Genomic DNA, 13,393 nt, shown 5'->3' on the forward strand with positions numbered 1-13,393 from the left:
TCACGCAGAAACAGAAACTTCCGACTGATAGCAAATCCCCGCTTCCTTGAATCTTTGTAAAGCTTCCCCCAAGCGATCGCAATCTGCAATTAAACTAATTCTCACATAGCCTTCACCACCCACACCAAAGGCATTTCCAGGAGTCAAAACCACCCCAGTTTGCTGTAAAACATTCAAAGCAAAATCTGTAGAATTCATTCCCACCGGACATTTTATCCACAAATACATAGTTGCTTCCGTTTTGGGAATATTCCACCCTAACTTACCCAAACCATCAATTAAAAAATCTCGACGAGTGCGGTAACGTTGTTGCACTTCATGTAAATAAGAATCAGGAAGTTGCAAAGCTGTTTCTGCTGCTGTTTGTAAAGCCGAAAAAATGCCATAATCTAAATTGGTTTTCAGAGTCCGTAAACCTTGGATAACGTGACGATTTCCCACCACAAAACCAACGCGCCAACCTGCCATATTATAGGTTTTAGATAGTGTGTGAAACTCGACACCAATCTCCTTAGCACCAGGAATTTCTAATAAGCTTGTGGGTTGATAACCATCAAAAGCTAATTCTGCATAACATAAATCATGGACTAAAAGGATTTCATACTTCCGTGCAAAAGCGACAATTTCCTCAAAAAATTCGCGGGGGGCTGTGGCTGCGGTAGGATTACTAGGATAATTGAAATAGAGAATTTTCGCTTTTCTAGCCACTTCCTCAGGAATAGCCGCTAAATCAATTAACCAATTATTTTCTTCCTTGAGAATTAAATTGTGGATAACTCCCCCAGCAATAATCGGTCCACGAAAATGCACAGGGTAAGATGGTGAAGGTACTAATACAGTATCACCAGGATTAATGTAGGCGATCGCTAAATGTCCCAAACCTTCCTTAGAACCGAGTAAGGGTAAAGCCTCACTATCAGGATCAAGGGTAACACCATAACGGCGATTATACCATTGAGTAATCGCCTTACGGAAACTAGCCGTTCCTTCAAATGGAGGATAACCGTGATTAGCGGGATTTTGCAAAGCTGCCATAGCCGCTTCTATCACAGGTTGGGGAGTAGGTCCATCAGGATTACCCATACCCAAATCAATTAAATCCAACCCTTGTTCTCTAGCCTTAGCCTTTAATTCATCCAAACGAGCAAATACATAAGGCGGCAATTTTTGTATCCGTTCTGCGGGAGACATCCAACTCAAACTCATTCCTTCACCTCGTCACTTATTCCCCTGGTGGAAACACGATTAATATCTATTGGTGCAGTGGTAGAAACCATTGCGGCCATCAATTGTTCCAACGCTACATTAAACGGTAGACGGTGGATATCCGAATTAGGTTCTAAACTAATTTCCGCTGCTGTTTGTAACTCACCCAAAGTGATATTACCTAGTCCCAAATCTGCTAATTTTTGGGGTAGTCCAATCTCTGCATAGAACTTCAACAATTGTTGTCTTGCTGACGCTGCTAATTGATTTCCTTGGATCATTTCTTCTAACCGCAGTTGTACCAGGATACCATAAGCGACCTTTTCCCCATGAATGCTCCCATGTCCAGAAATATGGGTTAAGCCATTATGGACTGCATGGGCGGCAACCGTGCGACATTGCGCCCCACCGAGTCCCCCAATTACTCCAGCTAGGAGTACAGTTGCGTCTACAACTTCTTGCCAAATTTTGCTACCGGGGGACTGTAGGGCTGCGGCGGACTTTTGTAATAAAATATCTCGTAAAACTCGCGCTTGTTGGACTGCGGCAATAATTAAAGTTTGTTGTAAATGTCCACTACTCACTGAGGCTTCATACCATTTAGCGATCGCATCCCCAATTCCTGCTATTAATGTGCTTGGAGGTGCAGTCTGAACTAAATTATAATCCAAAATCAGCAAATCAGGACAGCGAGATAAAGCCACATCATACAAAAACGCTCCCGTTTCTGAATAGACATTAGAAAGGGCAGTCCAAGCCGCACAGGTAGACCCAGAAGTGGGAATTGTGACAATTGGTAATGTCAATTGGTGGGCGACTAATTTAGCCGTATCTAGGGCTTTACCACCACCAATCCCGATAATCATATCAGCCTTATGTTCCTTGGCGGCTTTGCGTAAAGCCTTCAAACTAGCTTCACAACAATCAGCACCATAGGAAACTGACAAAGGATGTAATTCTGGAGATTGGAAAAGAGGTTGTAAACTCTCTTGACTCAGATTAAGAGTTTGGTTGCCGGCAATAATTAACGGACGACTCCCGAAATTAGCGACTTCAGCCGCAACGGTTGACAAAACTCCCGCACCGCGAATTACTTTCCCAGGGGAAACAGAAAGGCTGAAAAATGAACTAGTCGTTTGAGTGGACAAAGTTTCAGTAGAATGTTGATTAGGCATGATCGTTATTTTGCCAAAACTATTGATATTTCTTAATCAAATTTTAAAATAATCTTTATTGTATGATAGATGACCAAAAAATGTGCAAATAGAAAATCAGGATGTAGGGGCGCAGGGCCTGCGCCCTGTCAGATTTTCCTATTCCCTCTTAACTATCATGTCACCTGTCACCTATGAAGCTGTAGGTTTTGGTAAGGAAGCAAACTTGTCTAAATAAACTTCTACCACCATTTCTGGGTCTTCACGACTGACCAAAGTGCGATTTATTTGACCCAAGTACAGCGGTACAGATAACCCTATTTCTGGGTGGATAATGGTGCGAGCGCGGACTATCATTTCCTTGCTACCACCAGTACCTAAGCGACCATAGGAATAAAGGTTACTAGCTGCTTGACGTAAAGTGGCTTCTAATTCTGTGGGAGTAATTTCTGGGGTGATCGCAATTACTGTTTGGTTAGAACCGTTGTCATAAACTAGGGTGTACTTGACAGCACCAGGAATAATTGTACGACTCAGGGGAACAAGGGAAAGTGAAAATAACCCCCCTGTCAGTACCAGCATAAAGCCAGTTGCACCCACCAATCGAAAGCGAAAGCCCCATTTGAGTATGAAAGCCAAGATTGTCAGAACTGCAAATACTATTGTCGCAATACCTGACCATTGGGTATATTGGAGAAAATTAGCGGTATTAGGCATAAGGTTTTAATTACGGACAATTACCATCTTACCTATGAGCAACACCAGATTTTTATGCAAAGCAAAACGCCCCCCATTTCTGGAGGGCGATTGTTTAATTAAGCTATTAACAAAGCTTTAATTATTAACCGTTGATTGCAGGAGAGCTCAAAGCAACAGGAGCAACATCAGCAGCAGCCAAGTCTAGGGGGAAGTTGTGAGCGTTGCGCTCGTGCATTACTTCCATACCTAAGTTAGCGCGGTTGATTACGTCAGCCCAGGTAGCGATAACACGACCTTGAGAATCCATGATGGATTGGTTGAAGTTGAAACCGTTCAAGTTGAACGCCATGGTGCTGATACCCAATGCTGTGAACCAGATACCAATTACAGGCCATGCAGCGAGTAAGAAGTGTAGTTGACGGCTGTTGTTGAAGGAAGCGTATTGGAAAATCAGGCGACCAAAGTAACCGTGAGCAGCTACGATGTTATAGGTTTCTTCTTCTTGACCGAATTTGTAACCGTAGTTTTGTGATTCGTTTTCGGTTGTTTCTTTAACCAAGGAAGAAGTAACCAAAGAACCGTGCATTGCGGAGAACAAGGAACCACCGAAGACACCAGCTACACCTAACATATGGAAGGGGTGCATCAAGATGTTGTGTTCAGCTTGGAACACGATCATGAAGTTGAATGTTCCAGAGATACCTAAAGGCATACCGTCAGAGAATGAACCTTGACCAATTGGGTAGATCAAGAATACTGCGGTTGCTGCTGCTACAGGAGCAGAGAAGGCTAGGCAAATCCAAGGACGCATACCTAAGCGGTAAGAAAGTTCCCATTCACGACCGAGGTAGCAGAATACGCCGATCAGGAAGTGGAATACTACCAACTGGTAAGGACCGCCGTTATACAACCACTCGTCTAAGGAAGCAGCTTCCCAAATTGGGTAGAAGTGTAAACCGATAGCGTTGGAGGAAGGAACTACTGCGCCGGAAATAATGTTGTTTCCGTAGAGTAAAGAACCTGCAACTGGTTCGCGGATACCATCAATGTCAACTGGAGGAGCGGCGATGAATGCAATTACGAAGCAAGCGATCGCAGATAGGAGGGTGGGGATCATGATTACGCCGAACCAGCCGATATATAAACGGTTGTCGGTGCTTGTGATCCACTCACAGAAGCGGCTCCATACGTTAGCACTTTCGCGCTGTTGTAAGGTGGTTGTCATGTGTTTATAATTGCGTTTGAGTTATGTATGTTTTGGTAGGTGTTTCTACCTCATGAATCTATATTAAGCCCTATGTTTCGATTTGTAAAGGGGGTTTCGTAATATTTTTTGATAAATCTAGAAACCTGGATCATTAATAAGCTTGTATCCTAGATGGAGTGAGGATTTCAGCTATTAATTATTTTCGTAAAAATTTCTAATTTTCTTGTAACTTAACTTCTAAGAGACTTCCAAATAAAAAAATGTCCCAAAACTGATGCAGAAATTCTCTCTCTGTGTACTCTGTGCCTCTGTGGTTCGTTTCTTAGGATAATTTATTTCTTGGAAGTCTCTAATTGATTGATAAACCCCTACATTTTTGGGCGCAGACCCTGCGCCCCTACCGTATATGCCTGTATTTCGTCAAAATATTGTCACCTATAGTCCCGCCTATACTATCGTTCCTACTTATGAATGCTTTAATCGCTGTACATACTGCAATTTCCGCACAGAACCGGGTAAAAGTCCTTGGTTGACTCTTGGGGCTGCTAAACAGATTTTTTTACAACTTAAAAATCAAAATGTCTGTGAAATCCTGATTTTGAGTGGGGAGGTCCATCCCCATTCAGCCAGACGGGAAGCTTGGTTTGAACGAATTTATGATTTGTGTGCATTAGCATTGGAAATGGGATTTTTACCCCATACCAACGTTGGTCCACTAAGTTGGGCAGAAATGCAAAAACTAAAAACTGTGAATGTGTCAATGGGGTTAATGTTGGAGCAGTTAACACCACAACTATTAAATACAGTCCATCGTCATGCACCGAGTAAATTGCCCCAAGTGCGATCGCAACAATTACAATGGGCAGGAGAGCTAAAAATCCCCTTCACTACAGGATTACTTTTAGGAATAGGAGAAACAGAAGCAGATTGGTGGGAAACTTTAACAGCTATTTCCGAATCTCATGCACATTACTATCATATTCAAGAGGTAATTCTTCAACCCCACAGCCCTGGAACTGTGCAAACCTTTGACGCACCACCATTTAACCCCCAGCAATTACCGGCAGTTATCGCTAAAGCACGGGAAATTTTACCAGCAGACATTACAATTCAGATTCCCCCCAATTTAGTTGAAGATGAAAATTGGTTACTTGCTTGTATAGCCGCTGGAGCGAGGGATTTAGGAGGAATAAGTCCCAAGGATGAAGTTAATCCTGATTATCCCCATTTACAGGAACAGGAACTCAGAAATATTTTAGAGTCTAGAGGCTGGGAGTTAGTACCACGTTTACCACTGTATCCCCAGTTTGACGACTGGTTGAGTGCAGGGTTACAACAGCAGGTACAAGAATGGCGAGAAAGATTTAAGCTCTAGCCCTGTTCGTGAAAAAATAGCGACACAGTACGATAAAAGTAACATTAAATATGCTAATTAATCTAATGTATTTACACTGTAAACAAACATGACTACTAGTATACCCTCTAGGACGACATCCTTCTTGCTCCAGTTAATAGGTATCATCTGCATATTGTTTTTTTCTCTAGACTTTCTATTTTTATTATTCCCTTTACAACTTACAGATAAACTCTGGCAGATAAACCTGTGCAGAAGTCTTGTAGATCAGGGTATTGTACCATTGCTTGGTCTAGGAGCGATTCTAACTGCATACTGGGTTGATAGATCTAGTGAAAGTAGTCGTTCCTCGTCCTCTGGACTAAAATTGCCAATTTTTATCCTATCTAGTTTGTTAGGACTAATATTTTTGCTGATTTTTCCCCTACATCTCAGTAACGTCAATCAAGTAAAGGAAGAGGGGTTAGCACGGATTGAGAAAGAAGCGGAACAGTCAGAAAACCAAGTTAAAAGTCAATTAGCACAACTCCAAAATCAACTTGGTAATGATCAGGTAAAAGCATCTGTAGAGAAACAACGGGCTGCATTAAAAGAGCAACTCAGAACCCAGCTAAATGAACTGGTTAAGGATGAACAGAAGTATAATCAGGCACTTAATAATAACCAATTACCAGAGGCACAGAAGGATTTACTGAAGCAGTATAAAACAAATCTTAACTCTCTTGATGATTTCATCGCCCAGCAAACAGACCCTGAACAACTAGCAAAGCAGAGAATTAGCCAAATTCAGACTCAAGCACAACAACAGTTGCAAAAAACCCAGGAAGATGCCTGGAAGGAATTGCGAACTGGTATTAATACTTTATTGTTGTCAATTGGTTACATCGTCATCGGGTGGAGAGGATTAAGAGGTATGGGTGTTTCCAAAAGTGGTTCTAGTAGTCTGTCAACCAGAAAATGACGGGTGAAGGCAAGTAGGGGGGGTAGGGGAGGTAGGGGAGGTAGGGGAGGTAGGGGAGGTAGGGGGGTAGGGGAGGTAGGGGAGGTAGGGGAGGTAGGGGAGGTAGGGGAGGTAGGGGAGGTAGGGGAGGTAGGGGAGGTAGGGGAGGTAGGGGAGGTAGGGGAGGTAGGGGAGGTAGGGGAGGTAGGGGAAGGAAGAACAGAAGTTTTTTCCGATCATTACCCGTCAAAATAAATTGGACGAACTACTAGAGGGGGCAAATGAGTCTATTTTCTTCTCGTGAGCCTGTCAACTGTCAACTGTCAACTGTCAACTGTCAACTGTAGCAATATGTAACTCTAGTTAGTTTGCCATCTACACACTGTTTGGTAGAATGTCTAGGTTGTTTAATCTCATGATCTTCATCCTTGAGCCAGTCAATAGATACTATCAACCTCGATACATTAGCCCAAGAACTAGCAACTATCCAGCAAACAGGTTCCAAGCGGATTGCCTTGCTAGGTTCTCGTCATGTGCCAATTACCCACCAGAATTTGATTGAAATGATGACTTATGCTCTGATTTTATCAGGCAACCGGATCATTACTTCTGGTGCTACAGGCACAAACTCTGCGGCCATCCGGGGCGCAACTAAGGCTGATCCCAACTTACTCACGGTAATTTTACCCCAGAGCTTGGAACGTCAACCCCAGGAATCGCGCCAGCAATTAGAACAGGTGATGCACCTGGTGGAAAACCCCAGTAATGATAACTTGTCTCTAGCTGAAGCGAGTTACTTATGTAACAAAGAAATCATTTCTCGTTGTCAACAACTAATCTGCTTTGCATTTCATGATAGTCGCACTCTGCTACAAACCTGTAGTGATGCAGAAGACCAGCGAAAAGTGGTAACACTCTTCTACTTTGACTAGAGTGAACTGCTGTTTTTGCAAAGCCAATGGTAGAGATGGGAAATTACTGGTTAAAGGGTAATGAGTTAACTAAATTACCCCTTATCCATTGATAAAAATGATCAAGACCACGCCAAGTACCTTATTAAATTAGTTGAATGTCCCTATCTCTGTTACCAGTACCTGCTATTTTTTTATACTCTATTGTCGTCGCGGCTATTCTCATTTATGTACCCTATTTATTAGTAGCTTTTGCTAGAGTGCAGATAGGATATGATCTTTCTGCTCCTCGCGCCATGTTTGATAAGTTGCCACCCTATGCCCAACGGGCAACATGGGCCCACAAAAACTCCTTTGAAGGGTTTATGGTTTTTGCCGCAGCAGCGTTAATGGCGTATGTTACTGGGGTGAGTTCAATTGAAGCAGTAACCGCAGCGATCGCTTTTAATATTGCTCGATTGCTATACTCTATTTTCTATATTACGAATATACCCCTGTTGCGATCGCTCATGTTTGGTATTGCTTCTTTTAGTTCAGGAACTTTGTTTTACCTCAGTCTCATGCAAATTAAATAATTAAGCAAAAGGGAATAAGGGGAATATTTATTTTTAATCTTGCCTCTTGCCTCTTGCCTCTTGCCTCTTGCCTCTTGCCTCTTGCCTCTTGCCTCTTGCCTCTTGCCTCTTGCCTCTTGCCTCTTGCCTCTTTCCAATTACCAATTACCAATTTTATTTATGGCTGCTTCTTTTTCTTTTGATATCGTCAGCGACTTTGATAGACAAGAATTAGTTAATACTATTGATCAAGTCACAAGAGACGTTAAAAGCCGTTACGATCTTAAAGATACTCAAACCACAATTGAATTAGGTGAGGAAAAAATCACCATTGGCACTGACAGCGACTTTACCTTAGAGTCTGTCCATACTATCCTGCGAGAAAAAGCCGCCAAGCGTAATCTTTCCCAGAAAATTTTTGAATTTGGCAAAATCGAATCTGCCAGCGGCAACCGTGTCCGTCAAGAAATCACTCTCAAAAAAGGCATCAGTCAAGAAATTGCCAAACAAATTTCTAAATTGATTCGAGACGAAATTAAAAAGGTGCAATCTTCGATTCAAGGTGACGCTGTCCGAGTAACAGCTAAATCAAAAGATGATTTACAACTGGTGATTCAACGTCTTAAACAAGAAGATTTCCCAGTTGCCTTGCAATTTACCAATTATCGGTAGCAGGGAGCAGGGGGTAGGGGGCAGGGCAAACGCATCTTATTTTTAGAATGCTTACTGGACAAAGGTTTTGACGATTGTTTAGTTTTGTAAATAAAAGTTGAAACCCTTGCTGGACATGGATTACAGAACTTAGGTGCGTTTGCCCTGGGGTAGGGGGCAGGGAGAAAGAATTATTCTCATTACCAATTACCCCAAATTACTTACTTCCCCCGATGCTTTTTTGAAAAGCGGGACGTTCGGACATTGACTGAATATAGTTCACAATTGCTGGGTAGTCACTCAAATCTAATTTCAGCATAATAGGGATATAGGAGAGGATTGATCCCACAGCCACATCAGCAACGGTAAAATCATTACCCAGTAAGAAAGGCTGTTTTGTCAAAATTTCATTTAAAGGAGTCAATAATCGTGGCATTTCTCGTTCACGATTGGCTTCTATAAAAATACCTGTTCCTAGACTAGAGTTGGCAAATAATACCCACTGGGTAAATATGGCTTTTTCTTCTAATGAATAAGCGGTTTTAGCGTATTTTTCCGCTAAATAAAGCAAAATCGCGCCTGATTCCCAAAGCTGGAAATCACCATCAACAATTGCGGGAACTTTACCCATAGGGTTAATTTTGAGGAACTCAGGCTGGAGATGTTCCCCTGCTTTCATATCTAACAGTACGAATTCATAAGGAAGTTCCAGTTCCTCTAAGTACCACTGGATAATCCCAGCCCGACTGCGAGCGCCGCCGTAAAGTTTCAACATAGTCATAAGGATATTAAAGAACTTTGTGAGTGTGAGAGTGTTGTTTTACGTTGTCGTCTTTGGTGACAACTCTAGCTGCATTTAGGACTCGTTTGCGCTCTGTCGAATAATTCAAATCGGTTTTAGTAGTTCCCAAGGAAATCAATGTTTGGGCTACTTCACGGCGCTTATAGGTACGAGCCGCAGAAAATAACCGTAATGGAAACTCATCTCCAAATTGTGCTGACTCTGGAAACCCTGCTGGCAGAAGTAGTTTATCACCCTCTAATACAGATCCCAAAGTTGTTGCATAAATCAATCTGTAAGAGGTAGGAATTTGTTTACATATAGCTTCTAAAGCTGCGGAAGGAATGGGTTCTATTACTTCAATTTGATGCACTTCCCCGTCTTCTTTATAAAAGCACGTAGCTAAACCAAGAACAATATAGTCCTCAGTATTAAGGTCGGTTGCATCAGCATAAGAAATTGTTGTTGTCATAAGAAATGTCTCTTCTAAAATTGGGAAATAGGGGGTTTGTCAGTTGTTACTGGTAAAGTTTTTTCTCGTGTTTTGCTTCTTTCCTTTGCTTTTTCCCTGTCATCATTAAAATTTACACTTCAATTCTTTAGAATTTTACTGATTCGGGAATTGAACTTGGGTATGAAGTATACATTATTAGACTTATGGCTCATCTGTTGCTGGATGTAAAATCCACGTTCTTCAACAATCCTAGAGGCATTAAGACACAAAGACTGTAATTTTATTTGACAAATCAAGTAAATCAAATAGGCAACGTATGAATAAGCACTCTTTTTTAAATTCTGGTATTCAAAACAATCAAGTATGTCTTTCTGATCAAAACAATTCTTGTCATCAATCTGAGCGATTACAGGATGGTAATGAATCAATGTTAGAAGAACGTTATTTACGCTCTTGTGCTTTGAAGTTAGCACAACAAGGGGATTATACCAAAGCGATCGCTCTGTTAAGTCACCTGATTGACCATCATCCCGAAAATGCTGTTGATTACAATAACCGGGGACTAATTTATTTTCAAAGTGGTGATAGTCAAAAAGCCATCTCCGATTATAACAAAGCCTTGGATCTAAATTCTAAATTAGCTAGTGCTTACAATAATCGGGCTAATTATTACGCTGCTTGTGGTCAATTAACGGACGCATTAGCTGATTATGAACAAGCATTGGATCTCAATCCCCATCATGTTCGGGCTTGGATTAATCGTAGTATTACTTTACGCGATTTGGGAACCTATGCTGAAGCTATTGAAAACTTGGAAATTGCGATGCTATTTGGTCAACTTAAAGGCAATATTTGGGCGGAACGGGGACGGACTTATCATCTCTGGGGTGATTGGAATTGTGCGGTTGCCGATTATCGTCGCGCATTGGCAGGTCTACCATCTTTAAATCATCAAGATGTTTCTGGTTATCGCTTGCGTTTACAAGTCGAAACCTGGTTAAATGAGTTGCTGTTTTTTGAAGACTAATTTTAGCAGTAGATGACTTAATTCACAATTATCAGGGGGAGTATCAAGGTGCTGAATTAGATTGTTCTATTACAGTCTGATCTTGATTCATCAATATAACTGGACGCTGATTAGGGTCAAAGCGAAATGATTTTTGTTGCATAATACTTTTAGCTTCACCAGGATCAAAGTTGCGGCTAAATTCTGTATGCAAATTTTGCACACGCCCTTCCATAACTTTTACTTCGGTACGAACTGTTCGTAACTTATCCTGTTGTGACCAATGGTAAGGCAATAATTGTACCAAAGCAGATACCGCTGCTGAACTAATAAGTATATTAACTGCTACTTTGGCTGTAGTTTCCAGTGCCATTACTTGATAAGCACGTTGGCGTAAGTGCCGTTTAGGTCTTGGTACAGTTCGTTTGTTTTCTACGGGCTGTAGAGGAGGTCTAGATGGTTGAAACGCATTCATGGTGCTAACAAGAGGCTCGCATAATTTACGGTAATGACCGTCAAAAGCAAACAGGTGCTAATTGCGGCTTAATTTAGCTGCTATATTACTTCATTTTTGGGAAATTTATACAAGTATGAAAATGAATAAAATATTACCTAGTAAGGTAAGGTGCAATTTTCCAAATCCCCATAGCTTAGAACTACAATAATTTAAAAATTACACTTACGCATACTAGGCTTGATCACCTGTAACAGATTTACATTGGTGTTATTTGTATAGTTCTGTAGCCAAACGCCAAGCTAGAATTCCTGGAATTAGTGCTACAACCAAGGCAATGTAAACTTGAGTATCTGAGATAGGCATGATGGAAATCCTCCTAAGTTGAACTAGATTTTCAAGACTTCGTTTACTACTTTTCCCTGTTTTACCAACATTAGGAAACATCTTGTTACAAGATGCAACAAAAACTGGGGATTTGTCAGTTGTTCGTTGTCATTGGGAAGAAATATTCCCCAACTCCCCCAACTCCCCCAACTCCCCCAACTCCCCCAACTCCCCCAACTCCCCCAACTCCCCCAACTCCCCCAACTTCCCCTACTCCCCCAACTCCCCCAACTCCCCCAACTCCCCCAACTCCCCCAACTCCCCCAACTCCCCCAACTCCCCCAACTCCCCCAACTCCCCCAACTCCCCCAACTCCCCCAACTCCCCCAACTCCCCCAACTCCCCCAACTCCCCTGAATTTATGACTTTATCCCTTGGTATTGACTTTGGCACTTCTGGCGCACGGGGTGTGGTAATTGATGAAGAAGGTTGCGTTTTGTCGGAAATGCGTCATTATTGGCTGGTTGAGACTATTGATTGGGTAAAATGTTGGCGAGAGGCTTTATGGAGTCTATTAGGGCAAATTCCGGAGGCTTTAAGGGGGGAAATAGGGGCGATCGCTATTAATGGGACTTCTTCTACTATTTTGCTGACTGATGGGGCTGGAGAGCCTGTAGACGCGCCGCTATTGTACAACGATGGTCGGGGTGCGGCGGCTTTAGAACAGTTGAGTCGGATTGCTCCAGATAATCACACTGTGTTAAGTGCTACATCTAGTCTAGCGAAACTCCTCTGGATGCAAGCATTACCTGATTTTGCAAAAGCCAGATATTTACTACATCAAGCCGATTGGCTGGGGTTTCTTTTGCATGGAGAGTTAGGTATTAGCGATTACCACAACGCTTTGAAGCTAGGTTATGATGTAGAAAAATTGCAATACCCAGAATGGTTGGAACAGTTAGAAATTCCTCTCCAGTTACCACAAGTGTTAACACCGGGAACTGCTATTGGTGAATTACTTCCCAGGATTGCGGCTGATTTTGGCTTTAAAGGCGATTGTTTGGTGGTTGCTGGCACAACAGATAGTATTGCGGCTTTTCTAGCCAGTGGAGCTAAATTTCCGGGGGAAGCGGTAACTTCGCTGGGTTCAACTTTAGTGCTAAAACTTTTAAGTCGTCAAAGAATTGAAGATGCGCGATATGGAATTTATAGCCATCGTTTAGGTGATTTGTGGCTAACTGGAGGTGCTTCTAATACAGGAGGTGCTGTTTTAAAGCATTTTTTCAGCAATGTTGAGTTAGTGAGGTTAAGCGCGGAAATTGATCCAACTCAACCCAGTGAGTTAGATTATTACCCATTATTGAAACCAGGCGATCGCTTTCCCATTAATGATCCCCAATTATTACCCAGACTAGAACCGCGTCCCGATCAAAATAAAGAATTTCTACATGGTTTATTAGAAAGTATGGCGAGAATAGAAACTAGAGGATATGAACTATTACAAAATCTAGGTGCAGATTCTTTAACCCATATTTATACTGCTGGTGGTGGTGCGACTAATTCCACTTGGACAGCTATTCGTCAACGTTATTTAAAAGTACCAGTTGTTTCATCAATTCATACAGAAGCAGCTTATGGAGCAGCACTTTTAGCAATGGGAAAAGTACAGATTTAGTTGAAGATTCAGATCCCCGA

The 13,393-nt window shown here is 42.0% G+C and carries 15 protein-coding genes; 7 read left to right on the forward strand and 8 right to left on the reverse strand.

What is annotated here, in order from left to right; translation table 11 throughout:
* The 4 genes from AA650_RS22060 to psbA all read right to left on the reverse strand — a co-directional run bounded on the left by AA650_RS22060 (window position 1) and on the right by psbA (window position 4,284).
* The gene (locus tag AA650_RS22060; RefSeq protein WP_053540666.1) at window positions 1–1,206 is read right to left on the reverse strand and encodes an aspartate aminotransferase; all 1,206 of its coding nucleotides are present in this window, start codon (window positions 1,204–1,206) and stop codon (window positions 1–3) included.
* Window positions 1,203–2,381 (reverse strand): iron-containing alcohol dehydrogenase family protein, encoded by a 1,179-nt coding sequence (locus tag AA650_RS22065; RefSeq protein ID WP_053540667.1) that lies wholly within the window; start codon window positions 2,379–2,381, stop codon window positions 1,203–1,205. Before AA650_RS22065 ends, AA650_RS22060 begins: the two co-directional genes overlap by 4 nt.
* 171 nt (window positions 2,382–2,552) lie before the next feature.
* Window positions 2,553–3,077 (reverse strand): Ycf51 family protein, encoded by a 525-nt coding sequence (locus AA650_RS22070; protein WP_053540668.1) that lies wholly within the window; start codon window positions 3,075–3,077, stop codon window positions 2,553–2,555.
* A 124-nt stretch (window positions 3,078–3,201) separates the two neighbouring features.
* Window positions 3,202–4,284, reverse strand: coding sequence for a photosystem II q(b) protein (psbA, locus tag AA650_RS22075; protein ID WP_053540669.1), 1,083 nt, complete (start codon window positions 4,282–4,284; stop codon window positions 3,202–3,204).
* A 388-nt stretch (window positions 4,285–4,672) separates the two neighbouring features.
* Here psbA and cofG point away from each other — a divergent pair, with 388 nt between their 5' ends.
* The 5 genes from cofG (at window position 4,673) to AA650_RS22105 (ending at window position 8,697) form a co-directional block, all read left to right on the forward strand.
* Window positions 4,673–5,641 carry a 7,8-didemethyl-8-hydroxy-5-deazariboflavin synthase subunit CofG gene (gene cofG / locus AA650_RS22080; RefSeq protein ID WP_053540670.1) on the forward strand — a complete coding sequence of 323 codons (969 nt, stop codon included), beginning with the start codon at window positions 4,673–4,675 and terminating at the stop codon, window positions 5,639–5,641.
* An 88-nt stretch (window positions 5,642–5,729) separates the two neighbouring features.
* Window positions 5,730–6,581 carry a hormogonium polysaccharide biosynthesis protein HpsJ gene (gene hpsJ-B / locus AA650_RS22085; protein ID WP_053540671.1) on the forward strand — a complete coding sequence of 284 codons (852 nt, stop codon included), beginning with the start codon at window positions 5,730–5,732 and terminating at the stop codon, window positions 6,579–6,581.
* A gap of 407 nt (window positions 6,582–6,988) precedes the next feature.
* Window positions 6,989–7,492 (forward strand): hypothetical protein, encoded by a 504-nt coding sequence (locus tag AA650_RS22095; protein ID WP_053540673.1) that lies wholly within the window; start codon window positions 6,989–6,991, stop codon window positions 7,490–7,492.
* Window positions 7,493–7,629: 137 nt separating this feature from the next.
* A complete protein-coding gene (locus AA650_RS22100; protein WP_053540674.1) occupies window positions 7,630–8,046 on the forward strand; it encodes an MAPEG family protein in 417 nt (138 codons plus the stop codon).
* A gap of 159 nt (window positions 8,047–8,205) precedes the next feature.
* Complete coding sequence (locus AA650_RS22105) at window positions 8,206–8,697, forward strand: YajQ family cyclic di-GMP-binding protein (protein WP_053540675.1); 492 nt, start codon at window positions 8,206–8,208, stop codon at window positions 8,695–8,697.
* 196 nt (window positions 8,698–8,893) lie between these two features.
* Here AA650_RS22105 and AA650_RS22110 read toward each other — a convergent pair whose 3' ends face one another.
* Together AA650_RS22110 and AA650_RS22115 are read right to left on the reverse strand one after the other, a co-directional pair.
* Window positions 8,894–9,451, reverse strand: coding sequence for a glutathione S-transferase family protein (locus AA650_RS22110; RefSeq protein WP_053540676.1), 558 nt, complete (start codon window positions 9,449–9,451; stop codon window positions 8,894–8,896).
* Between the two features lie 13 nt (window positions 9,452–9,464).
* Window positions 9,465–9,929 (reverse strand): hypothetical protein, encoded by a 465-nt coding sequence (locus tag AA650_RS22115; RefSeq protein WP_053540677.1) that lies wholly within the window; start codon window positions 9,927–9,929, stop codon window positions 9,465–9,467.
* A gap of 298 nt (window positions 9,930–10,227) precedes the next feature.
* Here AA650_RS22115 and AA650_RS22120 point away from each other — a divergent pair, with 298 nt between their 5' ends.
* Window positions 10,228–10,938, forward strand: coding sequence for a tetratricopeptide repeat protein (locus tag AA650_RS22120; RefSeq protein WP_053540678.1), 711 nt, complete (start codon window positions 10,228–10,230; stop codon window positions 10,936–10,938).
* A gap of 43 nt (window positions 10,939–10,981) precedes the next feature.
* Here the strand turns inward: AA650_RS22120 and AA650_RS22125 are convergent, their stop codons facing one another.
* Window positions 10,982–11,392, reverse strand: coding sequence for a hypothetical protein (locus AA650_RS22125; protein WP_053540679.1), 411 nt, complete (start codon window positions 11,390–11,392; stop codon window positions 10,982–10,984).
* 249 nt (window positions 11,393–11,641) lie between these two features.
* Window positions 11,642–11,737: a photosystem I reaction center subunit XII gene (gene psaM, locus AA650_RS22130; protein ID WP_027404816.1), complete on the reverse strand. Its 96-nt coding sequence runs from the start codon at window positions 11,735–11,737 to the stop codon at window positions 11,642–11,644.
* 382 nt (window positions 11,738–12,119) lie between these two features.
* Here psaM and AA650_RS22140 point away from each other — a divergent pair, with 382 nt between their 5' ends.
* The gene (locus AA650_RS22140) at window positions 12,120–13,373 is read left to right on the forward strand and encodes an FGGY-family carbohydrate kinase (RefSeq protein WP_053540681.1); all 1,254 of its coding nucleotides are present in this window, start codon (window positions 12,120–12,122) and stop codon (window positions 13,371–13,373) included.
* Window positions 13,374–13,393 lie beyond the last annotated feature (20 nt).

Origin of the sequence: Anabaena sp. WA102, from assembly GCF_001277295.1 — a bacterium.
Taxonomy (GTDB): Bacteria; Cyanobacteriota; Cyanobacteriia; order Cyanobacteriales; family Nostocaceae; genus Dolichospermum; species Dolichospermum heterosporum.